The sequence below is a fragment of the Pseudomonas sp. FW507-12TSA genome, assembly GCF_058781435.1.
In genome coordinates this window covers 1-24524 of record NZ_JBYSWT010000011.1, presented here as the reverse complement: position 1 = coordinate 24524, position 24524 = coordinate 1, and the positions used below count along the sequence as shown (strand labels likewise).

22 protein-coding genes are annotated in these 24524 nt (G+C 55.7%); 3 read left to right on the top strand and 19 right to left on the bottom strand.

Translation table 11 applies throughout. From position 1 onward, the window contains the following. The 6 genes from AC3WK8_RS12465 to AC3WK8_RS12440 form a co-directional block, all read right to left on the bottom strand. Entirely contained in the window at nucleotides 1-696 is a 696-nt protein-coding gene (locus tag AC3WK8_RS12465) for a response regulator (protein WP_103324905.1), read from the bottom strand. Nucleotides 697-794: 98 nt separating this feature from the next. Beyond that, entirely contained in the window at nucleotides 795-3446 is a 2652-nt protein-coding gene (locus AC3WK8_RS12460) for a DUF4118 domain-containing protein (RefSeq protein WP_103324904.1), read from the bottom strand. A gap of 99 nt (nucleotides 3447-3545) precedes the next feature. Then, a complete protein-coding gene (gene kdpC / locus AC3WK8_RS12455) occupies nucleotides 3546-4091 on the bottom strand; it encodes a potassium-transporting ATPase subunit KdpC (protein WP_103324903.1) in 546 nt (181 codons plus the stop codon). Between the two features lie 32 nt (nucleotides 4092-4123). After that, a complete protein-coding gene (gene kdpB / locus AC3WK8_RS12450; RefSeq protein ID WP_103324902.1) occupies nucleotides 4124-6208 on the bottom strand; it encodes a potassium-transporting ATPase subunit KdpB in 2085 nt (694 codons plus the stop codon). 10 nt (nucleotides 6209-6218) lie between these two features. After that, the gene (gene kdpA / locus AC3WK8_RS12445) at nucleotides 6219-7913 is read right to left on the bottom strand and encodes a potassium-transporting ATPase subunit KdpA (protein WP_103324901.1); all 1695 of its coding nucleotides are present in this window, start codon (nucleotides 7911-7913) and stop codon (nucleotides 6219-6221) included. Nucleotides 7914-7924: 11 nt separating this feature from the next. After that, nucleotides 7925-8014 carry a potassium-transporting ATPase F gene (locus AC3WK8_RS12440; RefSeq protein ID WP_022640106.1) on the bottom strand — a complete coding sequence of 30 codons (90 nt, stop codon included), beginning with the start codon at nucleotides 8012-8014 and terminating at the stop codon, nucleotides 7925-7927. Nucleotides 8015-8340: 326 nt separating this feature from the next. On the opposite strand from AC3WK8_RS12440, the gene eat reads away from it, so the two are divergent. Both eat and AC3WK8_RS12430 read left to right on the top strand, forming a co-directional pair. Next, a complete protein-coding gene (gene eat / locus AC3WK8_RS12435; protein ID WP_103324900.1) occupies nucleotides 8341-9705 on the top strand; it encodes an ethanolamine permease in 1365 nt (454 codons plus the stop codon). A gap of 126 nt (nucleotides 9706-9831) precedes the next feature. After that, nucleotides 9832-9999, top strand: a complete 168-nt coding sequence (locus AC3WK8_RS12430; RefSeq protein WP_085596768.1) for a DUF2897 family protein — start codon at nucleotides 9832-9834, stop codon at nucleotides 9997-9999. Between the two features lie 41 nt (nucleotides 10000-10040). On the opposite strand, the gene AC3WK8_RS12425 is transcribed toward AC3WK8_RS12430, so the two are convergent. Together AC3WK8_RS12425 and AC3WK8_RS12420 are read right to left on the bottom strand one after the other, a co-directional pair. After that, nucleotides 10041-10892 carry an urea carboxylase-associated family protein gene (locus tag AC3WK8_RS12425; RefSeq protein WP_103324899.1) on the bottom strand — a complete coding sequence of 284 codons (852 nt, stop codon included), beginning with the start codon at nucleotides 10890-10892 and terminating at the stop codon, nucleotides 10041-10043. A 15-nt stretch (nucleotides 10893-10907) separates the two neighbouring features. Further along, nucleotides 10908-11561 (bottom strand): GntR family transcriptional regulator, encoded by a 654-nt coding sequence (locus tag AC3WK8_RS12420; protein WP_022640110.1) that lies wholly within the window; start codon nucleotides 11559-11561, stop codon nucleotides 10908-10910. Between the two features lie 188 nt (nucleotides 11562-11749). Between AC3WK8_RS12420 and AC3WK8_RS12415 the strand changes: the two genes are divergently transcribed. Next, the gene (locus AC3WK8_RS12415; protein ID WP_103324898.1) at nucleotides 11750-12307 is read left to right on the top strand and encodes a TetR/AcrR family transcriptional regulator; all 558 of its coding nucleotides are present in this window, start codon (nucleotides 11750-11752) and stop codon (nucleotides 12305-12307) included. A gap of 22 nt (nucleotides 12308-12329) precedes the next feature. Here the strand turns inward: AC3WK8_RS12415 and AC3WK8_RS12410 are convergent, their stop codons facing one another. The 11 genes from AC3WK8_RS12410 to AC3WK8_RS12360 form a co-directional block, all read right to left on the bottom strand. Then, entirely contained in the window at nucleotides 12330-13124 is a 795-nt protein-coding gene (locus AC3WK8_RS12410) for an SDR family NAD(P)-dependent oxidoreductase (RefSeq protein WP_103324897.1), read from the bottom strand. A gap of 196 nt (nucleotides 13125-13320) precedes the next feature. Then, nucleotides 13321-13650 (bottom strand): ComEA family DNA-binding protein, encoded by a 330-nt coding sequence (locus tag AC3WK8_RS12405; protein WP_085596773.1) that lies wholly within the window; start codon nucleotides 13648-13650, stop codon nucleotides 13321-13323. 109 nt (nucleotides 13651-13759) lie between these two features. Then, nucleotides 13760-15754, bottom strand: coding sequence for a polysaccharide biosynthesis protein (locus AC3WK8_RS12400; protein ID WP_103324896.1), 1995 nt, complete (start codon nucleotides 15752-15754; stop codon nucleotides 13760-13762). A gap of 90 nt (nucleotides 15755-15844) precedes the next feature. After that, complete coding sequence (locus tag AC3WK8_RS12395) at nucleotides 15845-16864, bottom strand: MraY family glycosyltransferase (protein ID WP_103324895.1); 1020 nt, start codon at nucleotides 16862-16864, stop codon at nucleotides 15845-15847. A gap of 102 nt (nucleotides 16865-16966) precedes the next feature. Beyond that, nucleotides 16967-17929: a UDP-glucose 4-epimerase family protein gene (locus AC3WK8_RS12390; RefSeq protein ID WP_103324894.1), complete on the bottom strand. Its 963-nt coding sequence runs from the start codon at nucleotides 17927-17929 to the stop codon at nucleotides 16967-16969. A gap of 475 nt (nucleotides 17930-18404) precedes the next feature. Next, the gene (locus AC3WK8_RS12385) at nucleotides 18405-19175 is read right to left on the bottom strand and encodes a hypothetical protein (protein WP_146043258.1); all 771 of its coding nucleotides are present in this window, start codon (nucleotides 19173-19175) and stop codon (nucleotides 18405-18407) included. Between the two features lie 416 nt (nucleotides 19176-19591). Beyond that, on the bottom strand, nucleotides 19592-20503 hold the full coding sequence (locus tag AC3WK8_RS12380; protein WP_103324893.1) for a glycosyltransferase: 912 nt from the start codon (nucleotides 20501-20503) through the stop codon (nucleotides 19592-19594). Further along, nucleotides 20500-21291, bottom strand: coding sequence for a glycosyltransferase family 2 protein (locus AC3WK8_RS12375; protein WP_103324892.1), 792 nt, complete (start codon nucleotides 21289-21291; stop codon nucleotides 20500-20502). The genes AC3WK8_RS12380 and AC3WK8_RS12375 overlap by 4 nt, the downstream gene beginning before the upstream one ends. A gap of 75 nt (nucleotides 21292-21366) precedes the next feature. After that, nucleotides 21367-22551: a glycosyltransferase family 2 protein gene (locus tag AC3WK8_RS12370; protein ID WP_103324891.1), complete on the bottom strand. Its 1185-nt coding sequence runs from the start codon at nucleotides 22549-22551 to the stop codon at nucleotides 21367-21369. Between the two features lie 4 nt (nucleotides 22552-22555). Next, on the bottom strand, nucleotides 22556-23566 hold the full coding sequence (locus tag AC3WK8_RS12365; RefSeq protein WP_085596780.1) for a polysaccharide biosynthesis protein: 1011 nt from the start codon (nucleotides 23564-23566) through the stop codon (nucleotides 22556-22558). A 4-nt stretch (nucleotides 23567-23570) separates the two neighbouring features. After that, on the bottom strand, nucleotides 23571-24524 hold a 954-nt coding region (locus AC3WK8_RS12360; RefSeq protein ID WP_158250053.1), incomplete at its 5' end, for a lipopolysaccharide biosynthesis protein.

Below are 24524 nucleotides of genomic sequence, written 5' to 3'. Positions count from 1 at the left end.
TCAAGCCTCCCCCGCCAGCAGGCGATAACCGACCCCGGCCTCGGTGACGATGAAACGCGGCCGGGTCGGATCGTCTGCCAGCTTCTGGCGCAAGTGCCCGACCACGATCCGCAGGTAATGGCTGTCTTCGGTATGGGTCGGCCCCCAGATGTCCTTGAGCAGTTGCTGCTGGGTGATCACCCGCCCCGGGTGGCGAGCCAGCTGGGCCAGCACCGCATATTCCTTGCGTGTCAGGGCTACTTCCACGCCTTCGAGCAACACCCGGCGGTACGCCAGGTCGACCGTCAAGGGCCCCACCTGCAACGCCGCTTCCTGGACTTCTCCGGACGGGGCCTGGCGCAACAGGGCGCGTATGCGAGCCAGGAACTCCTGGATGCCGAATGGCTTGGTGACATAGTCGTTGGCCCCACCGTCCAGGGCTTCGACCTTCTGCAACTCGCTGGCCCGCACCGAGAGCACCAGCACCGGTACCGCCGACCACTCGCGAAACTCGCGCAGCACCTGCTGGCCATCCATGTCCGGCAGCCCCAGGTCAAGCACCAGCAGGTCCGGCTTGTTCAACGCCGCCTGGGCCAGGCCCTCGGTACCGGTGCCGGCTTCAATCACTTTGTATCCTTGGGACGCCAGGCTGATGCGCAGGAATTTGCGGATCTGCGGCTCGTCGTCGATGACCAGGATGGTCGCGGTCCGGCTCATGGGTTCAGTTCAAGACAAATAAGAGACAAGAGAGTAGCGCAACGCCAATCTCCTCCAGAGGGCTTTTGCAGGAGCCCTCGCCCCTGCCGCCAAGCGCGTCACAGCTCACCCTCAAGCTCCGGCTGAGCCTGCAAGGGCAGGTACAGGGTGATGCAGGTACCCCGCCCGTCGATGCCATCGGCGACACTGATGTGCCCGCCATGGGCACCCACCATGCCCTTGCAGATCGCCAATCCCAGGCCCGTACCCTGGCCGCCCCGATCGCCCCTGGCGGCGGTGTAGAACATGTCGAAGATCTTCGCCCGCTCCTCCTCGGGAATACCCGGCCCCTCGTCGCTCACAGCGAAACTCAGCTCCTGCTCGTCGGCGTGAACCGCCAGGTGCAGGCGGCCATGGACCGGGGAAAAACGCGCCGCATTCTCCAGCACATTGACCAGGGCCTGTTCGATCAGCGCCGCGTGCACATACAGCAGCGGCAGATCCCGGGGCAACTGCGTACTGACCTGTAATGGCGCCAGCACCACCCGCAGGCGATTGAGCGCGCTGCCGACGATATCCGCCGGGGTGACCCAGTCGCGGGCCAGCTTCAAGGCGCCATGGCCAAGGCGGGTCATGTCCAGCAGGTTCTGGATGTACCGATCCAGGCGCTCGGCCTCATCCCGGGTACCCTCCAGCAGTTCCTGGCGATCCTCCAGGGGAATCGCCTCGCCCAAGGCCAGCAGGCTATCGATGCTGCCGCGCATCGACGTCAGCGGAGTGCGCAAGTCGTGGGACACCGAGGCCAGCAAGGCGCTGCGCAGTTGCTCGGTTTCGCCGTGCAAGCGCGCCGCCTCCAGGTCCTCGGCCAGGCGCGCCCGGGCCAGGGCCTGGGCCAACGGCTGGCTGAGCGCGGTGAGCAAGCGCCGACGTTGATCACTGAAGATCGCGCCCTCCCTGGGGCACACCCCCAACAAGCCCAAGGGGCCGTCATCCACCGACAGCGGCCACCACCACCAACGGCCAAAAGGCAGGGTCCCGGTGCCCAACCCCGCAGGTTGATCGTGCTGCCAGGCCCAATCGGCCGCGGCTCGCTCGGCTTCGGAGAGTTGCTGCGTGCCACCGCTCTCGACCTTCCAGGCACCTTGCTCATCGCGGTTGAACAAACAGATACGCAACTCCTCGCGCCCGTTCAGGTGCTGGATCGCAGCGCTGATCACCGCCTGCCGATCGGTAGCAGCCGTGAGTTTGCGCGACAGGTCCAGCAGCTCGCCGGTTTCCTCCTGGGTATCGCGCAGTGCCTGCAATTGCCGGCGCTGGCGGGCCGCGAGATTACCCGTGAGCGCAGCCATCAGCAGGAAGAACAGCAGGGTCAGCACGTCTTCTTCGCGCTGGATGGAAAGAGAGAAGTTCGGCGGGATGAACAGGAAGTCGTAACTCAGGAACGACAGCGCGGCGCAGGCCAGGGCCGGCCCCAGGCTGCTGCGCACCGCCACCAGCAGCACTGCGGCGAGAAACACCAGGGAGATGTTCGGCAGCGCCAGGATTCCGGCCACGCCCCAGGCCAGGGCACTGGCCAACAAAGTCGCCAACAGCGCCAGGGCATAGTCGAACCACATCAGCGGATGCTTGACCCGCAACCTCGGCTGGCTAGGCAATGGCTCGCTGTCCAGGACATTGATTTCCAGGCCATCGGCGTTGCGCAGCAAACGTGCCGCCAGCCCGCCGCCGAACCAGCGCCGGCGCCAGCGACGGCTCGACTGCCCCACCAGCAACAGGCTGGCCCGGCGCTCGGTAGCGTGCTGGATCAGGGTCTTGGCCACCTCGCCCGCCCGCAGCAGGACCACCTCCCCGCCCAGGCGCTCGGCCAGTTGCTGGGCCGCCTGCAGACGCAAGCGCGACTGTTCGTCGCCAAGACGGCCGTTATCCACATGCACCAGGCTCCAGGGCAAATACCGACGCTGCGCAACCCGGCTGGCATGGCGCACCAGGCGTTCGGCCTGGAGATCACCGTCGACGCCCACCAACAGCCGCCCGCGCACCGCCGGTGCCGCTTGCCCGAGGCGGCGATAACCCTGGGCCAGGTCGTTGTCCACCTGGGCCGCCGCGGTCTGCATCGCCAACTCACGCAGGGCCGTGAGGTTGGTCTGGCTGAAGAAGGCATCGATAGCCGCCCGCGCCTGCTCCGGCACATAGACCTTGCCATCGCGCAGGCGCTCCAGCAGCTCCCGGGGCGGAAGGTCCACCAGTTGCAGCTCATAGGCCTCCTGCAGTACCCAGTCGGGCAAGGTCTCGCGGACCTGGACCCCGGTGATGCCGCGCACCTGGTCATTGAGGCTCTCCAGGTGCTGGACGTTGACCGTGGTGAACACGTCGATGCCCGCCGCCAGCAGCTCCTGGATATCCTGCCAGCGCTTGGCATGGCGGCTGCCCGGGGCGTTGCTGTGGGCCAATTCGTCCACCAGCGCCAGCTTGGGCCGGGCCTTGAGCAGGCCGTCCAGGTCCATCTCCTCCAGCAGCACCCCACGATACTCCGAGCGCAGCAGGGGCTGTTGCGGCAAGCCGCCCAGCAGTGCCTCGGTCTCGGCCCGGCCGTGGGTCTGCACCACCCCGGCCAGGACCTTGACGCCCTGGCGCATCTGAGTGTGGGCGGCCTGGAGCATGGCGTAGGTCTTGCCGACCCCCGGCGCGGCGCCGAGAAAGACCTTGAGCCGGCCACGCCCGTCCCGGGGCAGCTCGGCAAGCAGCGCGTCGGCGCGACCGGAATCACTCATGGGGCATCTCTCTGCGACAAGACAATAGGTTTCAATCGTCACTCCTTGGGGCTCGAGCATCGCAAAAGCCCCTTTCGGGGCTTTTCCAGGCTCGCCAGATTACAGCCGCTCCAGGGCCAGGTTCAGGGCCAGTACGTTGACCACCGGCGGGCCGATCAGCGGCCGTTCGGTGTGCTCTGCCACCAAGGCTCGTAGCCGGTCGGCTGGCAGGTTGCGTGCCGCTGCAACTCGCGCCAGTTGATAGTCAATCGCCTGCGGTGGCAAGTGCGGATCCAGGCCGCTGCCGGAAGTGGTCAGTAACGCCAGGGGCACCGGGCCCTGCCCGGGCACCAAGAGCTTGTTGGCATCCTCGATCACCCGGGTCGCCAGCGCCGGATTGCTCGGTGCCAGGTTGCTGGCCCCGCTGGCCACGGTGGCAAAGGCACCTGCGGAGGGGCGCGGGTGGAACCAGGCATCGCCGGCAAAGCCCTGGGCGATCAGGGCCGAGCCCCGCACCTTGCCGCTGTCATCGCGGACCAGGCTGCCATTGGCCTGGTCCGCGAACGCGACCTGGGCCACTCCAGTGACCACCAGCGGATAGGCCACGCCGGTGATCAGGGTCATCAACACGATCAGGCTCAAGGCCGGACGCAATACGCTAGACATTTTTCAATCCTCGATGGGTCAATCCCGGCCGCCTACACCAGGTGGGCGGCGGTCAGCAGCAGGTCGATCAGCTTGATCCCGGCAAAGGGCACCACGATGCCGCCCAGGCCGTAGATCAGCAGGTTGCGCCGCAGCAGGTGGGCGGCACTGGCGGCCTGCACCCGCACACCGCGCAAGGCCAGGGGAATCAGCACCACGATGATCAGCGCGTTGAACACGATCGCCGAGAGAATCGCGCTCTGCGGGCTGGCCAGGTGCATGATGTTGAGCACGCCCAGCTGTGGATAAATCGCCGCGAACAAGGCCGGCAGGATGGCAAAGTACTTGGCCACGTCATTGGCGATGGAAAAGGTGGTCAGGGCGCCACGGGTCACCAACAGTTCCTTGCCGATCTGCACCACGTCCAGCAGCTTGGTCGGATCGCTGTCCAGGTCGACCATGTTGGCCGCCTCGCGAGCGGCCTGGGTGCCGTCGTTCATGGCCATGCCGACATCGGCCTGGGCCAGCGCCGGGGCATCGTTGGCACCGTCGCCGCACATGGCCACCAGGCGTCCGTCGTTTTGCTCGTGACGGATGCGCGCCAGCTTCTTCTCCGGCGTGGCCTCGGCCAGCACATCGTCGACCCCGGCTTCGGCGGCGATGGCGGCGGCAGTCAGCGGGTTGTCGCCGGTGACCATCACGGTGCGGATCCCCAGTTTGCGCAACTCGGCGAAACGCTCGCGGATACCGGGCTTGACCACGTCCTTGAGGTGAATCGCGCCCAGCAACCGGCCTGCGGCGCAGACCAGCAGCGGAGTGCCGCCGCTCTGGGCGATCTTGTCGATCTCGCGGGCCAGTGCCGGAGCCAGGTCATCGCGCTTGAGGCCAACGAAATCCAGCACCGAGTCCACTGCCCCCTTGCGATAGGCCTGGCCGCGATAGTCGACCCCGGACAGCCGGGTCTCTGCGCTGAAAGGCACGGCCACCAGCAGTTCGCTGCCCGGCTCGGGCTGTGGATAAAGTTCGCGCAGGTATTCGACGATGGACTTGCCTTCGGCCGTGTCGTCGGCCAGGGATGCCAGCAAGGCGGCCTCGGCCATGTCCCCGGCGCTGATGCCCGGGGCCGGGTGGATGGCGCTGCACCGGCGATTGCCGAAGGTGATGGTGCCGGTCTTGTCCAGCATCAACACATGCACGTCCCCGGCGGCTTCCACCGCCCGCCCGGACTTGGCGATGACATTCAGGCGCACCAGGCGGTCCATGCCGGCGATGCCGATGGCCGACAACAGGCCGCCGATGGTGGTCGGGATCAGCGTCACCAGCAGCGCCACCAGGAACACCAGCGGCAAGCTGCCATTGGCGAAATGGGCGAACGGCTGCAGGGTCACCACCACCAGCAGGAAGATCAGGGTCAGGCCGATCAACAGGATGTCCAGGGCCACTTCATTGGGGGTTTTCTGGCGCTTGGCGCCTTCCACCAGGGCGATCATGCGGTCCAGGGTCGACTCCCCGGGATTGCTGGTGATACGCACCAGCAACCAGTCGGACACCAGGCGGGTGTTGCCGGTCACCGCCGAGCGATCGCCACCGGACTCGCGGATCACCGGCGCCGACTCCCCGGTGATCGCCGCTTCGTTGACCGCGGCGATGCCTTCGATCACTTCACCGTCGCCCGGGATCATTTCCCCGGCATCGACCCGCACCACATCGCCTTTGCGCAGGTTGGCCGCTGGCACCAGCTGGAAGCTGCCATCAGCCCCCCGGCGCCGGGCGCTCAGGCCCTCGCTGCCGGCCTTGAGGCTGTCGGCACGAGCCTTGCCACGCCCTTCGGCCAGGGCCTCGGCGAAGTTGGCGAACAATACGGTGAACCACAGCCACAGGGCGATCTGCGCGGCGACGAAAGTCGGCACCGCGGTGTTGGGCACCAAGCACAGCACAGTGGTGAGGATCGCGGTCAGCTCCACCACCAGCATCACCGGCGAGCGCTGCAGTTGCCGTGGGTCGAGCTTGACGAAAGCCTGGACAAGTGCCGGGCGCCACAGGGCGGACAGGCTGGTGGCCGACGACGGCGCAGGAGAATGCTTGGCCTTGGCCGCCGCATCGGCGACCTTGTTCGAGGCGGGAACATGCATATTCATCATCGGATCCTCAGAAGCCCATGCTCAGTTGTTCGGCGACTGGCCCCAGCGCCAGGGTCGGCAGGAACGTCAAGCCACCTACCAGCAAGATGGTCATGGTCAGCAAGGCCACGAACAGTGGGCCATGGGTGGGAAAGCTGTTCTGGCCTACAGGCGCGGTTTTTTTCAGGGCCAGGCTGCCAGCCAGCGCCAGCACCGGCAGGATGTAGCCAAAGCGACCGATCAGCATGCCCAGGCCCAGCATCAGGTTATGAAACGGGGTGTTGGCGCTGAAACCACCGAATGCCGAACCGTTGTTGGCGCTGGCCGAGGTGTAGGCGTACAGCAGTTGGCTGAAGCCGTGGGGCCCAGGGTTGCTGATCGCTCCTGCCGGTCCTGGCAAGCTGGCGGCCAGCGCACCCAGCACCAGCACGCCGATGGGCATGACCATCAGGATCAATACCAGCAGTTGCACCTCCCTGGCCTGGAGCTTCTTGCCCAGGTATTCAGGCGTGCGCCCGATCATCAAGCCGGCCAGGAATACTGCGATCAGCACGTTGAGCAGCATGCCGTAGAGCCCGGCGCCGACGCCGCCGAAGATCACCTCGCCCATCATCATGTTGATCAGCGCCACCATGCCGCTCAGCGGGTTGAGGCTGTCGTGCATGCCGTTGACCGAACCGTTGGAAGCGGCGGTGGTGGTCACCGACCACAGCACCGTGGCCGTGGTACCGAAGCGCGTCTCCTTGCCTTCCAGCGGCGCTGCCTGCTCCACGGCCGGGTTGGCCAGTGCCGGGTTGGGTTGGTATTCGGCCCACAGCGAGGTGGCGCCGCCAATCAGGAACAGCGCCAGCATGCAGGCGATGATGGCCCGGCTCTGGCGCATGTCCTTGACGTAATGGCCAAAGGTGAAGACCAGCGCCACCGGGATCAGGATGATCGATACCAGTTCGAACAGGTTGCTCCAGGCCGTGGGGTTCTCGAACGGATGCGCCGAGTTGACCCCGAAGAAGCCACCGCCGTTGGTGCCCAGTTGCTTGATGGCGATCTGGCTGGCCGCTGGCCCCAGGGGAATCACCTGGTCGTGACCTTGCACGGTCAGGGCGTCCACATAGTGAGCGAACGTCTGCGGCACGCCCTGCCAGACCAGCAGCAAGGCCAGCAGCAGGCACAGCGGCAACAGGCCGTAGAGGGTGGCACGGGTCATGTCGGCCCAGAAGTTGCCCAGGGTGCGTACCGAGCGCCGGCCGATACCCCGGCACAGGGCCACCAGCACCGCCAGCCCGATGGCCGCGCTGACGAAGTTCTGTACCGTCAGGCCGGCCATCTGGCTGAAGTAGCTCAGGGACGCCTCGCCGCTGTAGGCCTGCCAGTTGGTGTTGGTCATGAAGCTGACCGCGGTGTTGAAGGCCAGGGTCCACTCCTGCCCCGGCAGGTGTTGCGGGTTGAGGGGCAAGTGGTCCTGGAACACCAGGATGAGGAACAACAGGGCGAACCCGGCGAGGTTGAACGCCAGCAAGGCCAGGCTGTACTTCTGCCAGCTCTGCTCCAGCTGGGGATCGACCCCGGCGATGCGGTAGCACACACGCTCCACCGGCCCCAGGATCGGGGTCAGCCAGGTACGCTGGCCCTCCATCACTTTGTAGTAGAAGCGTCCCAGCCGGGGTGCGGGCACCAGCACCAGCGCGAAGAAGGCGAGGATCAGCCAATAGTCATAACTGTGCATCAGCGTCGCTCCTAGTTCCGATTCGCGCACAACAGTGCAATCAGCAGGTAAACGAACAGGCCCACCGCCAGCAGCAACGACACCGCGTCCAGTATGTTCATGGAATGTCTCCGAGGTACGGCGATCGCCGCGAATGGCGACATTGTCCGCAGGCTGCCTGTAAAGGAACGAGAGCGAGGGGGTGGGTGGGCCATAAAGAAAGCGTAAAGACTCACGCCATGGCCGCTCTGACCCGGGTGAGGGACGCTAGGCCCTTGCCCCAAAGCGAGGCTGCCAAGCGCACCGGATTGCAACGCCCAAGACGGGCCGCGGTCGGGGAATATCCTCGATACGACGGTTTTCCGAACTTTGCGACGCCCCGTGGCCGCCTGGCACGACCGCTGCAACGCCCTGTCCCGGACCTTTCCAATCGTTCAGGACGCTATCGATGAACACAAGACTCAAGCCCACCCTGGGCACGCTGCATCTCTGGGGGATCGCTGTCGGCCTGGTGATTTCCGGGGAGTATTTCGGCTGGAGCTATGGCTGGGGCGTGGCCGGGACCCTGGGGTTCCTGGTGACCTCGCTGCTGGTCGCCTGCATGTATGCCTGCTTTATATTCAGCTTCACCGAACTGACCACCGCGATTCCCCACGCCGGAGGCCCTTTTGCCTACAGCCGTCGGGCCTTCGGCGAAAAAGGCGGGCTGATCGCCGGGCTGGCGACCCTGATCGAGTTCGTCTTCGCCCCACCGGCCATCGCCCTGGCCATCGGTGCCTACTTGAACGTGCAGTTTCCGACGCTGGACCCCAAGCACGCCGCAGTGGCGGCCTATGTCGTCTTCATGGGCCTGAACATTCTCGGGGTGAAGCTGGCGGCAACCTTCGAACTGGTGGTCTGCGTCCTGGCAGTCCTGGAACTGCTGGTATTCATGGGCGTGGTGGCCCCGGCGTTCAGCTTCAGCCACTTCGCCGCCAATGGCTGGGCCGGCACGGATCAGTTCGGTAGCGCAGCAGTTGCCGGCATGTTCGCGGCGATCCCCTTCGCCATCTGGTTCTTCCTGGCCATCGAGGGCGCGGCCATGGCTGCCGAGGAGGCCAAGGACCCCAGGCGCACCATCCCCCGGGCCTACATCAGCGGCATCCTGACCCTGGTGGTGCTGGCCCTGGGCGTGATGATCTTCGCAGGTGGCGTGGGTGACTGGCGCAGTTTGGCGAACATCAACGACCCGCTGCCCCAGGCCATGAAGGCGGTGGTCGGCGATAACTCCGGCTGGCTGCACATGCTGGTGTGGATCGGCCTGTTCGGCCTGGTAGCCAGCTTCCACGGGATCATCCTCGGCTACTCGCGGCAGTTCTTCGCCCTGGCCCGCGCCGGCTACCTGCCCCCCTCCCTGGCCGGGCTGTCGCGGTTCCAGACCCCGCACCGGGCGATCATCGCCGGTGGACTGGTGGGCATCGCCGCGATCTACAGCGATGGCCTGGTCAACCTCGGTGGGCTGAGCCTCACCGCAGCCATGATCACTATGGCCGTGTTCGGCGCCATCGTGATGTACATCATGAGCATGCTCAGCCTGTTCCGGCTACGCCGGACCGAGCCCGGCCTGCCACGCAGCTTCCGCGCTCCCGGTTATCCGCTGGTCCCGGCCCTGGCACTGCTGCTGGCCGTGGTGTGCCTGGTGGCCATGGCCTGGTTCAATACGCTGATCGGCGTGGTCTTCCTCGGCCTCATGGGGCTGGGCTTCATCTACTTCCAGTGCACCGCGCAGTCGCGGGCCAATGCGCCGGCCGATGCCATGCTCACCGGACTCTAGAGACGCTGCCGACCAGGCCGATCAGGCATACAATGGAACCCCTGCAAAACGTTTTGACTCAAAGCGTTACAAGCCGCTGCGGAGCGAACCTCGCTTCCGGCAGACGGCCTCATCAAGGAGAGCCCTATGCCCTGGTATGCCTGGTTGATTCTGGTGGTCGCTATCGGTTCGATCGTGGGTGGCCTGATGCTGCTACGCGATACCGCCAGCAAGGTGGAACTTACCGAAGAACAGCGCCGACGTGTGGCCGAACGCAATGCCGAAGCGGACGCCAGGGACGCTCGCGACCGGTGAGCCCATGGCCCCCTGCGCCTTTGGTGCAGGGGGCCATGGGCTCAACTTTCCCACTCGGGCTTGGCGATCTGCAAACCATGCAGGCCCTGGTAGGCCGCCCGTTCAGGCGAGTTCCAGCCCTCGAGTAACGCTGGCTCCAGGCGATAGACCTCGACCCCCAATGGCCGGCATACGCTGAGCGGGTCCTGCGCCTGTGGCCCCCACATCGGCAGGGACAAATCCCCGCCAGGGCAGGTCGACAAGGCGCAGAGCAGGTCGATTTCGGCAAAGAACTCCAGGTAATCGCCCTTGCCCGCCGGGCAGGCCTTCATGAAGTACAGGTCGTCGTGGTTCAGCCCTGTGCACTGGAAGATGTTCAGCACATCATGCACGTCGAACTCAGTCAGGCCGTGGGGCAGCACCGCCCGCGTCAGATTGGAATGGCAGTGGTGGTGAAAATCCTCGCCGGTGAGCATCCGGTTCACATAGGGATCGCAGCGGGTTCCCAGCAAGTCATGCAGGCGCCCGCCATGCTCATCGATACCGTAATCGGCCAGGCTGTCATCGGTGATGGTCACCAGCGGCCGCAGGAACGGCAGGTTCGACCAGAGCCGATCGTGAGTACTGACATGCGCTCCCTGCAACTGCCGGGTTCGGGCCGCCCATAAGCGCTCGCGCGGATCGTGGGCGTTCCAGACGTTGAAATCGCCCACCTGCGGACCATGGGGCGTGGTGACCCGGAACACATGACCGGCTGGCACCTTCCAGGCACGTCCCGTGCGGATCGGCACCTCGAAACTCTCGATCAACATGCGCTGGCCAGGGTTGGCCCGAATGCGCTCGTAGAAGGCCGTGTCCACTTGCAACGCCGAGCCCTTGCTGACCTGGTAGGCCGCGGGATAGTCCTTGTACATCGCTATGCTCCTCGTTCAATGACGCAAGGATGGATCGAACATGTTCAGCAACAGGCGCTCGGAATCATCCAGGTAACACGCCATGGCCGTTCCGGCCGACGCCGTGTCGCCGTCGGCCAGCCATCCATGGATCTGCCGGTCGCGCTCCAGCCAGGGGGCTTGGAACAGCGCCTCGTCTGGCGCGGTGCAAAACACCAGTCGCAGCTGCGCCACCACATTGGTGAAGAACTCGTCCAGCAATGGTGAGTCCAGCAACGCCACCACATGCTGGTGGAACACCAGGCCATGGGTACCGACGGCGCGCCAGTCCTCTCGGTCCCTGGCCAGTTCGGCCGCCTCGATAGCATCGAGCATATGGCCCGACTGGCACTCGCGCAGCGGCCTGGCGCTGGCGATTGCCTGTAACTCCAGGGTTCGACGCACCCTGAACAGATCGCGCAGATCGTCCCTTTCCAAGCGGCGGACCATCACTCCCTTGTGGCGCACATAACGTGTCAATCCCTCCTGCCCGAGGCAATGCAACGCCTCGCGGATGGTGTTGCGCGAGGCGTTGTAGCTACCGGCCAGTTCGTTCTCCACCAGGGGCATGCCGGGCAAAAGACGACCGCCGATGATGTCCGCACGCAGTTCCAGGCGAATCTGATCCGCCAGGGATAAACCAACGTTCATGAAAAGGCCTCGGCATTGTTCAACAATGGATGAGTGATCAGTAACCACTTATCGTGCCAACTCCCCTGACTGTGCTTGGCATGAAAACCTGTCGCCAAGCTGTAGCAGCCAGCCAAAGCAGGTGCAGAAGTGGATGTGATCTGCTGAACCCTGGTTAAAATAGTGGCCTTGTTGCGGAGGTTTCCCAGATGCGTTATTCAACAGACCACAAAGCCCAGACCCATAAACGCATCATCAAGGAAGCCTCGGAGCGATTTCGTCGCGACGGTATAGGGGCAACAGGCTTGCAACCCCTGATGAAAGCCCTGGGCCTCACCCATGGCGGCTTCTACTCCCACTTCAGCTCCAAGGACGAACTGGTGGAAGAAGCACTCTGCTCTGCCGCCCAGGACCTCGATGCTCATTGCGCCAAGCTGTTCGCCCAGGAACATCCCCTGCAGGCATTCATCGACAACTACCTCTCCGAATGGCACCAGGAGTCACCACACCTGGGCTGTCCGCTCCCGACCATGAGCTCGGAGCTCGGCCAGCGCGGCCAACCCAGCGCCACCACCGACGCGGTGCTCAAGGCCAGGCTCGCGCAAGTGGAAGCGACCCTGGAAGGCGAAGACAAGGCCAAGCGCAGCCTGATGATCATGTCGACTCTGGCAGGTGCGCTGATGTTGTCGCGCAGTGTGGAAAATCCACAACTGGCTGCGCAGATACTTGAAGTGGTACGCGAAGGCTTGAAGGAACAGGAGCGGTAACGGCAACCGCTCCGTTGCGTGCTTATTTGTAACGGGCTGCCGCGCTGCTGCGTGAGAGGTTGGGGGCCAGGGCCAAACGCGCCGCCACCATGGCCTGCCAATCCGCGGCATCGGGCAGCGACGGCAGGGTAATCAATTCCCGTTGGTCGAAACCACTCAAGGCCGCATCGACCATCTCCCCCGCATCCATCACCATTTCTGCCGGGATAACCGATACATCAAAGCCCGCGCGCTGCCAGATTTCGGTACGAGTGACCCCGGGCAGGACGGCCTGGACCTGGACCCCGGTGTCTTTCAGTTCTGCCTGCAGGGATTGGCTCAGGCTCAATACATAAGCCTTGGTGGCGCTGTAGGTCGCGTTGAAACGTTCCGGCAGCAGGGCCACCACGGAGGCGATATTGATGATCGCTCCTCGCCCCGCCGCAGAAAAGTTGGCGGCTGCGGCGCTCGCCAAACGGGTCAGAGCCACCACATTGAGCTGGATCATCTGCTCCATCTGATCCAGGTCAGCAGCAGCCAGGGGGCCATCGGCCGCGACTCCGGCATTGTTCAGCAATAGGCTGATGTCCCGGTCATTGCGCAAGCGACGCTCCACCTCAAGCAGATCCCTCCTGGAGGTCAAGTCGGATTTCAAGACCTCGACCTGCACCGAATGGCTGGCTTGCAGAGTATTAGCCGCGACATGCAGACACTCCTCATCCCGGGCCACCAGCAACAAGTCAAAGCCTCGCGCCGCCAAGCGCTCGGCATAGACCGCGCCAATACCGGATGAAGCTCCCGTGATCAAGGCCTTGCCTTGGGAACGAACCGAACTCATAGCTGCACTCCTGACGATGAATGAACCTGATGGGCATTCGCGATCTTGCAAGGTTGGCGAATTAAATATTACACATATAATATTTCCATTATTTCATGGAAAAAATCTACCTCGCCGATGAAGATTCGACCTCGAGGCCATCCCTTCTGAAGGCGAAGGCCGATCAATGATCGGCTTTCGTCTTGAACGGGGCGCCTCAGTTGACCTGGAGCTTGTCTCGGTTGCGCTCGAGGATGGCCTTGCCGATGCCCTTGACCTCCAGCAGCTCATCCACTGAAGCGAAGGGACCGTTTGCCTCACGATAACTGACTATCGCCCTGGCCTTGGCCTCGCCTATGCCAAGCAGTTCGCGCTGCAAGAGGGTGGCATCGGCAGTGTTGATGTCTAGCCTGGTTGAATTGGAGGTGGAATGCTCTACCACTTCGGTGGCGGCTTCCTGCACCTTGGCGATCGGTGCTGCCTGGGTGGCAAGCGAAAAACTGGCCAAGGCTGCGAAGAACAGGGAGGAGAAATAAGGGATACGCATAATGACACTCCATGACATCAGTAAGGAAAGCAGCTTTCCGAAGCTGCCTTCCAAACCTAGGAGATACAGGGAGCAAGTCAAAAGCGGGAAAGTTACCGCTTGTGTAGAGTCAGGGTTTGAGTCGTCGCTGCTGATAAACCCAATCGACAATTTCGCCGTCCGGCGTGTAGCCACTGACTGTCTCGCGCAGCAACTGCCGAACCCGCGAATAATCATCACAATCAAGCGCAGCAAGGAGTTCATCGAGCTTGACCTTGAGTACATCCCAAGCCAGGTAATCCTCGTTGGCACTCATGATCATCGGGTGCTGAGTGGCCACTACGTTGTCACCGATCAGCAACTCTTCGTAAAGCTTTTCACCAGGGCGCAAACCGGTGAACTCAATAGCAATATCTCCATGGGGGTTCTTTTCCGAACGAACACTCAACCCGGAAAGATGGATCATCTTCTCTGCCAGTTCGACGATTCTTACCGGTTCGCCCATATCCAGCACGAAAACATCCCCACCCTGCCCCATCGAGCCGGCCTGGATAACCAACTGGGCGGCTTCCGGAATAGTCATGAAATAGCGGGTGATCTTCGGGTGGGTAACCGTCAACGGCCCGCCTGACTTGATCTGTTTATGGAACAGCGGGATGACCGAACCCGAGGAGCCCAGAACATTGCCGAAACGGACCATGGTGAACCGGGTTTTATTGACCCGTGAAATCTTCGATGAGTCGTTGAACAGTACGGGGGCCAGTTCCTTGCTCAGCGCTTGCAAGGTGAGTTCCGCCAGGCGCTTGGTACTACCCATCACATTGGTTGGCCGGACGGCTTTGTCGGTGGAAACCAGCACGAAATTGGCGACCCCCGATTGCAACGCGGCCTGGGCAGTATTGAGGGTGCCCATGACATTGTTGAGCACACCTTCGGCGATGTTGTGCTCGACCATCGGAACATGCTTGTAGGCCGCGGCGTGATAGACCGTATCGACACTCCAAGTGCTCATCACGCTCAAAAGCTTTTCATAGTTGCGCACCGAGCCCAGGATCGGCAGCAATTTCACCACTAGGGACTCCCGGGACAGGCGCTGCTCCAACTCTGCCAAGATGTTGTAGAGGTTGAACTCGCTATGATCCAACAGTATCAGGGTGATCGGACGTAGACTCAGGATCTGCCGGCACAGCTCGGAGCCAATGGACCCGCCCGCCCCCGTCACCAGAACCGTTTGTCCCTTGATGCAATGAGCCAGCAAATCATCCTGTGCAGGAACGGCGTCTCGGCCGAGTAGATCGGCAATATCCACCTCCTGGATATCGTCGACCTTTACCCGACCACTAGCCAGGTCCATGAACCCCGGCACGCTCCTGACATGGAGGGGGAAGCCTTCCAGGAACCCCAATATCTCCCGACGCCGGCTACGGTTGGAAGAGGGAATGGCCAGCAGGATTTCTTCCGCGCCAGTCTCGTCGATCATCTGCTGGAGGTGCTTTGGCTTGTATACCTGCAGTCCGGCAATGACCCGATCAGCGATACTGCCATCATCGTCGATAAACGCCACCGGCCGCATCATGCGCCCCAGGCGCAACGCCGCGACCAGTTGGTTACCCGCTGCTCCGGCCCCATAAACTGCCACCTTGGGCAAACCATCGTCTCGGTTGGTAAAAGGTACATGCTGGCTAGCGACAAACCAGTCACCGAGGAAATATTGACGCATGGCCAGCCGCAGGCCCCCAATCATCACTAGACTCAACCACCAGTAGTTGAACACGATTGAACGAGGTACAACGGTTTGGTGGTTACTATAAAGGTAAACAACCAGGGCTAGGATCAAGGACGAAAGGCTGACGGCCTTTACGATTGAAATTAATGCATCGTTACCGAAATAACGCATTACAGCACGATACATTCCGAATCTTATAAACAGGGGAATAGCAATAACTGGCGCACTGAGGAAAAGCCAGAGATGGACGATGAACGGATTGTTCAAATCGTCGAAGCCCAATCGGACGAAGAAAGCCATCCACAGTGCGCCCCAGATCAGGAAAAGATCGGTCGCAACTTGGATAATACGTTTTTTCCGGCGCGAGAGACCTAATAAAAATTTTCTTATTCTGGCCATCACCTCTTCAACCCCTCCCTTTTTTAGCCACAACAGAAGTCAAATATGACAATATTTGAAAACTGGACTGCATTGATAATTTCATAAACATCAGCAGTCGTTCCCCGAGTCTCCGGCACGAAACTTGAGAGCGAGGAGCAACAGAGGTACATAGGCCAAAACAATACCCCAAATACCATCAAGTCCAAATAAACCAACTGCAACCGCTATTGGCAACAACCAGAATACATTTATTGCTAACACAGCCAGTGTCACAGGCAAGTGCCTGCCAAACCGCCGAGAAGCAAATTGGTAGGCGTGACTACGGTGAGCTTCATAGACTTTATCGCCCCGCAGCAAACGTCGAATCAGGGTAAAAGTCGAATCGACAATAAATACCGCAAGTAATATCAGCCATACCCAAAGGAACCGCGGAGAGCTCCAGGCTGCCTGTATTGAAAAAATCCCAAGCGTTATACCCAGGAATCCACTACCCGCATCCCCCATGAAAACTCGTGCGGGAGGGAAATTCCAGTAAAGAAACCCCAAAACGGCCATCGCTAATAACAACGGAGGCCAGATCATTGACTGGTTTCCGCTCAGCCAGTAGATCAGACAGGCTCCCAGACAGACGGAGACAGCCTCGACACTCGCAATTCCGTCAATTCCATCCATAAAGTTATAGAGGTTGAGCATCCAGACCAAGTAGAACGCAGCAAGAACATGACCGAGGTACCCCAGCTTGAACTCGACTCCCAGAACATGCAACGGAGGTAATCCATTCATCCAGTACATTGCCCACGCAGCAGCCAAAAAATGCGCCAACAGGCGCCAACGAGCTGCGATATGGCCATGATCATCCAGGAAACCAACCACCGCAGTAAAAATCCCCGCCCCCAGTAGTGGCCAGATAAAACTCCACGGAATCAAACCAGTAGCTGTCAAAACAGGCAAAGCAAAAACAAAACTGAGAACAATTGCCACTCCACCACCTCGGGGAGTCGGCAACGAATGAGAGCTACGTCCATTCGGAACATCAACCAAGCTACGCGCCAAAGCATAACGGCGAACAGCCCAAGTGAGTAAAACCGAGGCCCCGGCAGTCGCCAGGAAAAATAACCAAATTGCCATCTACTATCCAATTCCTGAAACTAAAAAGAGAAGGCCGGATGCCAGAGCCACCTCTTAGAAACTAAAGAAGGTCATGACCGGTCATGATACCTCTGTTTCTGTTCAATCACGCAACGTCAGAAAGTATTTGGCCGTCTCGTTGAGAGCTGAATCAACAGTTATGGGCGGCGTCCATCCGAGCAGCTTCTGTGTTTTGCTGATATCGACCTGTAGGGAACCACATAGACGGTGAGAGAGTGATTTTTTTCCAAGCAGAGCTGCCCCCCCAGAGAGGATCCAGACAGGCACAGGTATCAAACGAACGGGAACCTTCAATGCCCTTGCCATCCGGCGTAAAAGCTCAGTGGTAGAAAGATCCTCGCCGTCACTGACCAGGAATATCTGATTTGCTGCCGCCGGGTGCTCAATGCAAACCCTGATCAGGTCAACCAGATTACCCAAGGCCACTAGGCTACGTTTATTACCAATGGCACCGAAGGGTAATGGCACTCCCTTCTGCAACCACCGCATCATTGCCAGGAAGTTAGCCTTCACGCCAGGTCCATACACTAATGGAGGGCGAATAATGACGACCTCTAAGCCTGTCTGCTCTGCTATCTTAAGCAAACCCTGTTCCGCCTCCATCTTGGAAATTCCATAATGATCAAGAGGCATTGGCTGTGCGTCTGCAAAATAAGGTGCAGCCGTAGCTGTTCCTTCACCGTTCACCTTGATAGAACTTATGAATATAAAGCGACGAACGCCGGCGGAAGCTGCCTGTCGAGCCAGGTTGAGTGTTCCCTCAACATTTACTCTACGAAACTCAGTCAGCGGATCTGAGGAAGTCTCATTCATTACATGAACTCTGGCTGCAGCATGGATCACCACACTGCATCCAGGTAAAAACGAGTTCCAATCAGTAGTTCCGATTATTTCAGTAACCTGACAAAGCGCAACTGTCCCTGGAAGCTCCACTGGTGGCTGACGAAAAACAGCAGCTAACTGAAAATCAGTACTTCTAGAAAACTGATCTATGATCGATCGCCCCAGAAAACCAGACGCTCCTGTTAGTAGAATCTTGGCCATAGACACCTCTCCGCTGATTTAACAGAACTAAGCTGGAAAACTCATATTTAAAAATTCAAATATGAGTTTTTCAATCTCGAATGGCACCCCTCGCATGCCTGCTTCGCATGCGGGTTATTCGAGCTCCAGCTTTCTTTAGCTTACCTTGCTGGCACGCGTCCGCCCATTAATGTAAGAAAAAATTGATATTGTACATACAAAACAAGACCAGTATACATACCTAAAGTCACCAGCAGGAATGATCGGTATATATGTCAGAACATATGAAAGCCCTGAAACAGGAAGAAGCCAGAACAAAGTGCCTTTAAACGCCGAGTCAAACCAAAATAGAAACGCAATACACGTCAGCAAAACCATCCAGACATATGGTTTGAATAGTCCAGGGAAAAGCTTCTTGAATCCAACAACGTATTTTCTGAAAAATTTCTCCTGAGCAGACTCCGAACGAATACCTGAATCAAGTTCATACGACGGCTTAACTACGCGAAAATTCACTCTCATAATATACTGACTGCCAAGGTGAACGAACAAGCTGAGAAAAAGCCGAGAGCCTATAGGCAACATAAGTAGGGTAATTATCAAAAACGCTCTTAACCCAAGAGAGTTTCAACTCTTGATAATTATTTATCGTTACTTCCTTAAATCGATCTCCATCAATGCAGAATGCAGCGCCAACCTTGTTTTCATTCAAATATTCACATGATGCAATTGTAGAAATTTCATCCTGCGTCAAGAAATCTAGTGAGACATCCACCCCTCTCAGTTTTAAAGCAACCACATCATCGAACATTACATAACTAACAGAGTTTGACTTTTTTGCTCCTATAGCAGAATTAACAAGAAATGTAATTACGAAAAACCCGAAAGTCGCCACCATCATGAATGCCAAAATATTTTTGACACTCTTCTTTTTAAAAATTTGGCCGGCCAAAAATGGAAACAAGAAAAAAGCAGCTCCCAACGAATTGCTCCGTACGAGCATGCCATATACAAACAAGGCCAAAACTATAAACGCAACACTCAAGGGAAACCGTTCACGAGATCTATAGCATAAACAAAGAGCAATTGCCGCGCCCCAAGAATAGGCCATCCCAACATCTTTCCAAATAACAAACTCAAAATTCAAAACCCAAGGCAACGCAGGAATCAGTAAAAATAGAAACCCATGTTTATATCCCTCTTCAAGAGTCCATTTAAACAAGAAAAGAGCAGTGCTCCACAGCAGTAAAAGATGAAAGCAAAGCATAACACCAGGACCATCAGCAACGTTCAGCAGCCTCCCCCCAGACAAATGCCATTACGGGCGGCTGCCAATCCGAGTAATCGGCCATCCTTGCCTGTCGCAACTGATCCAGGCTATCCCACGTCATTGCTCCAGGATAAAAGGAAAAAAGGCAAATAGCGAAAACAATATCGATGCAACTGTAAAAAAAATTAGAAAAATTAAACTTCATTATTCAATCCATTAATAGAGCAGAACAGCCAGATTTTCTCTTGATCGCCAGACACTAATAACTTTCTATTACACAAGAAGCGCAGACCTTCAGCAAAGCTTTCAATTATAAAATCACCTACCCAGTGCCCGTATCGGCTGCCTACTTAAAACAACATCAAGACATGCATTGCTGCCTTATTAAAGATACATATTAAAAACATCACGACTCAATAAATACCAAGAAAAACCATGATCACCAAAAAAATACGGTCACGAAATCTACGGCGCACTTCATTAAAATTAAAAACAAGGAAATCACGTGATATATCCCCTCTTTCAACCAAATCTCCAGGCAAGCTCTGAACATTAGGCCAAATCAATTTGGCGATTTTTGAAACTTCATTGCGATACCAGCCAGTACGTAACAATGACAAGCGCGCCTTAATAGCCCTCAAGCCGTTATTGGCACCTACCTGATTAGCCTCGTGCTGGCGATATAATATCTTCGGCACCGGATCTATGAACCAAACTAATCCTACCGATCTGAACCACGCATAAACCAGCCAATCATGTAGGGAAACGACATTGGCGTCCTGCCAATTCTCAATTAGAAATTTTTTGAACCTAAGAGCTTCGGAAACTTTTAGTACATAACCACACCCAGGACCAGCAGCCTCAAAAAGATAATCATACTTGCGCTGCCTTTGTGCTTTATCTAAAAGCAACTTTCGCCCCCCGGGCCAAAAGGCTGTAACATTGCAAGAATAAGCAGAAGCAGTAGACGAGGAAATTTTTTTGTGAGCCGTAGACAGTTTATCTAGAAGCCAAACATCATCCTGATCAGCAAACGAAACATAATCAAATTTTGAAAAATCTACGTCTCGAATCAATCTGAAGAAATTCTTGGCTGCGCCTCCAAACTTTTCGCCTACAGGCAGGACAATTAATCTATCATCATGAGCTGACACAGCTTTAAACCAATCCTCAGTTCCATCCGAGGAGGGGTCTATGCTTATAAAAATTGTTACCCGAACATCAACTTGAGAAAGTATGCTTTCTACCTGAGACTGAAGCCACCGAATCCCGTTATATGCTGCAAGCAAAACAGCAAAACTAGGAACCTTCTTGATATCGTTCATTTCTTATATTTTCTAATTTTAGAAAAAAACAACCTCAACGGATACTTCAATATTTCACACGTTGTGGCTGCAATAAAAAAAGCTCTACTAATATTTCCTTCCGCCCTCAAAGCCTTAAGGACGTCAAGATAGCCCTTATGCATAAGCCTTAATGACCCAGAGAGGCCCGATTCTCCAACTGGCGCCTTAAAACCCGCAGCTAGAGCTTCAGTTAGCATATAAACGTGTCCATTGGACATGTTCTCATACCAGCACTTGTAATCATCCACTCTACGATAGCGCTCATCAAAAAGTATAAAATCTTCTCTCTTGGCCATTACGGTAGGGGTAAAAAATGGATTGCCCCACATAAATTCGCGCTTCATGACCAAGCGATTACTTAAGGACACTTCCTTAATGAATGAGCGACTTGAAATATCGAATAGATAGCCATGTCCAGATAGAAATGCTTCATTCTTCTCCATGAATTCATATTGAGTCTTTATTTTTTCTGGGTGCCAAATATCATCTGAATCCAAGAAAGCGATATATTTACAAGTAGCATTCTTTATGGCTATATTTCTTGCATATGCAGCACCCTGATTTTTCTTTAAAAAAATCAAACGAATATTAATCAGAGCCTTGTAGCCAGAGACTATATCAACAAGCTCTTCCACACTAACACTGCAGTCATCTACAATTATAATCTCCTCAACACACAAAGTCTGTGCAATAACAGAGTCGATGCTACGCCCTATTGTATCGGCTGCATTATAATGAGGTAGGATTACAGAGACCGAAGACTTCATGTCATGCCCCTAGAAACTTTTCTAACACAGTAAAGCTTATATCAAACACAAAAAATAAAAACCCATACAAATAAATCACAAAGATGGAAGCTTTAGCTTTACAGGATGCTCATGCAAATATTTTTTTAGCGCCCTGCTACCATCAAGACTAGTATCAAGAGCGTCGATTACACTAATACTCTTCTTGATATACCTGGACTTTAAACGAGTGACAATACGGGACATTCCCCAGTAAAACTCAGATCCAACAGCAACCATTAACTGCGAAACAACCCTAACTCTTCCAAATGAACGAAAAGCCTCACATAGGGCGTATTTCGTTTCACTGCTCGAGGATGGAAAGTAAATAAAACACTTGAGAAAAAGCCGACCAAAATTAGGAGTTCCTTGAAATTTTGGATTATTTTCTTGAACTTTCTCAAGAGCTTTTAGCAGGGAATAAGACCAAACGGTAGGCACCGAATAGAACTCAGGTATCTTTTTATCCCAAACAAGATTTTGAAATGCCGAAATGTGTGGGTTTTCTCTGAGTTTACCATAGTGGGCACCGGAATTACTTTGCCCTGTTGTACTGAGACCAGACGCGCCAGGAACAATAACAGGGTAATCAACTAGCACACACTTTTCGGATTCAATTGAAATTAGAAAGGAGCTGTAGATATCAGGACTAACACCGCCAAACAATGCCCCATGTTTATCAACAATTTTTTTAGCCAAGGAAGATGAAATCATCCCAGCATAGGCTCTTGGCATACCAAATACACCACCACCAAAATTGTTTAATGCCGGAACAACTGATTTCTTTGCATCATACAGGCTGACACTGCCCGTATATTCACCAACATGTAGAGTTCCAGAATATACATCGCCTCTCGTCGCGTGATAAAAGTCACGCCAGTAGTATAAGGCCGGGAAATTAAACTTTACCGAATCGACGGCATGTTCCGAAGCCCAGTTAACTACATCCATAATTTCCCGCGAGACAAAATCATCATCCCCGAGAAAAACAAGGTACTCTCCGTCGGCAGAACGAAGACCCAAGTTAAAATTGTCTACAACACTAATACTTTTAGCTGTTCTGACATATTTTACCTTTGACGCAAAAGACTCTCCTAAAAAATGATGAGAAAGAAAATCCTCATCACTAGAGTCACAAACAACTACTTGAACATCCTCCAGCAACTCTAAAATAGAGGCGACTGTTTCAATCGCGCATTTTGCACGATTATGAGTAGGAATAATAATACTTAACTTAATCATGAGATTACAGGCCAAGTGAGTCCCTAATAAAGGGCAAGGTAAGTAGCAGTGACTTTATCTCTTCAACATTCAACAAGTCAGTATTATGTGAAGTGTAATCATCCACAAGGTTCGCTTCTGGCTGTCCCTCAAGAATATATTTATCATAATTTAGATCCCTATTATCTGCCGGGATCCTATAATAACGCCCCATGTTTTTTGCTTTTACCATTTCTTCACGAGAAACCAGAGACTCGTAAAGTTTCTCTCCGTGCCTTGTCCCAATAACATTAACAGGAGCATCGCTGTTAAAAAGTTCTTTCAAGGCAACTGTCAAGTCACCAATGGTGCTCGATGGAGCTTTTTGAACAAAGATATCTCCCTGCTCACCATGTTCGAAAGCGTGTAGGACCAGATCAACAGAGTCTTCAAGACTCATTAGAAAACGTGTCATTTTTGGATCTGTAACGGTTAAAGGCAATCCAGATTTAATCTTATCGACAAATAAGGGTATTACCGAACCACGTGAAGCCATCACATTCCCATAACGGGTCGCACATAAAATCGGGCCATTACCACGTATTGTACGAGACTTGGCAATGAGTACTTTTTCACCCATGGCTTTAGATATACCCATCGCATTAATTGGATAAACGGCCTTGTCAGTGCTAAGCAAAACAACTCTTTTGACATTATTATCAATAGCTGCGTTCAAGACATTCTCAGTTCCCATTATATTTGTGAGTACGGCCTCAACTGGATAGAACTCACAAGAAGGAACCTGCTTGAGCGCGGCCGCATGAAATACGTAATCTACCCCTACCATTGCACGGCGAATGCTTTCAAAATTCCGCACATCGCCAATATGAAATTTTACCTTGGGATTATTCAGCGCGATACGCATATCTTCTTGCTTTTTTTCATCTCGGCTAAATACTATAATTTCTCTAACAGAGGTATCTAAGAACCTATTAAGAACAGTATTACCGAAAGAACCGGTACCACCTGTAATCATCAATACTTTATCATCAAACATATAACTACCTCTCGAAAAACATGAAGCCAACCACTGAAAACAGCAAAGAAAATAGCAAAAGCAACTTAAATGTTGTTATCGCAGAGTTCCGCGCACTGATTTTTGTTTCTGGAAGCCTAGCAGCTCTAATCCACGAAGATAAAGTAGAGAGCACATGGTATGCCGAATACACAAAACATATTGCCTCTATATTCTTATTAACCGCTGCCATCGCGGTTAGCATCAACGTGACCACAGTCAAAGTTGCAGACAGCGTGGCTTGAAAGCGAAAATCTCTTGCATAAAGCAGAAGACAATACGGAATAAACCCCAGCGCTCCGATAGCCACACCTGGTAACAAAATTTCTAGATACCTGGAAACTAGAACGTTAGAAGGGTTTTCCCCCAGCCATACACCTATGATCTGTTCTCTGAACAGCCATAATACCAAAGTCGGAAGCGCAACTATAAGAAATGTCGACAGAACAAATTTTCTAATTACTCGCATAGCACTTCCATCCTGCCCCATCGTCATTTCACGAATGACCATAGGCTGGAAATACTGGCTTATCGGACTTGCCAATATCGATATCGGAGTCATGCATAACAAGCTAGCAAGATAGTAGGGAGCAACACTAGCTGTAGAAGACAAAGCAGATATTATGGGCTTATCCAATTGCAACACTGCTGCTCCAGCAGCAGAAAAGAGCACCAGTGCTCCTCCTGTTTTTGCCACTGATAAAATTTCGGCGACGCTGACTTTGGCGCCCCCAGTAGGCCAGATTGAAGAAAGCTCACCTAGACAAAAAGCACGCGATACCAAGAAATGAATGAATGCCAATACTGCTTGAGTCAGGACAAACGCTTCGACAGAAGCGGAGATAAATATTAATACGTAAACAGTGATGGCAGCTCTAACCATCACACCGGCTATTTGTATAGTACTTCCTAGAATATATTTTTGCCGAGCAAGTAATAT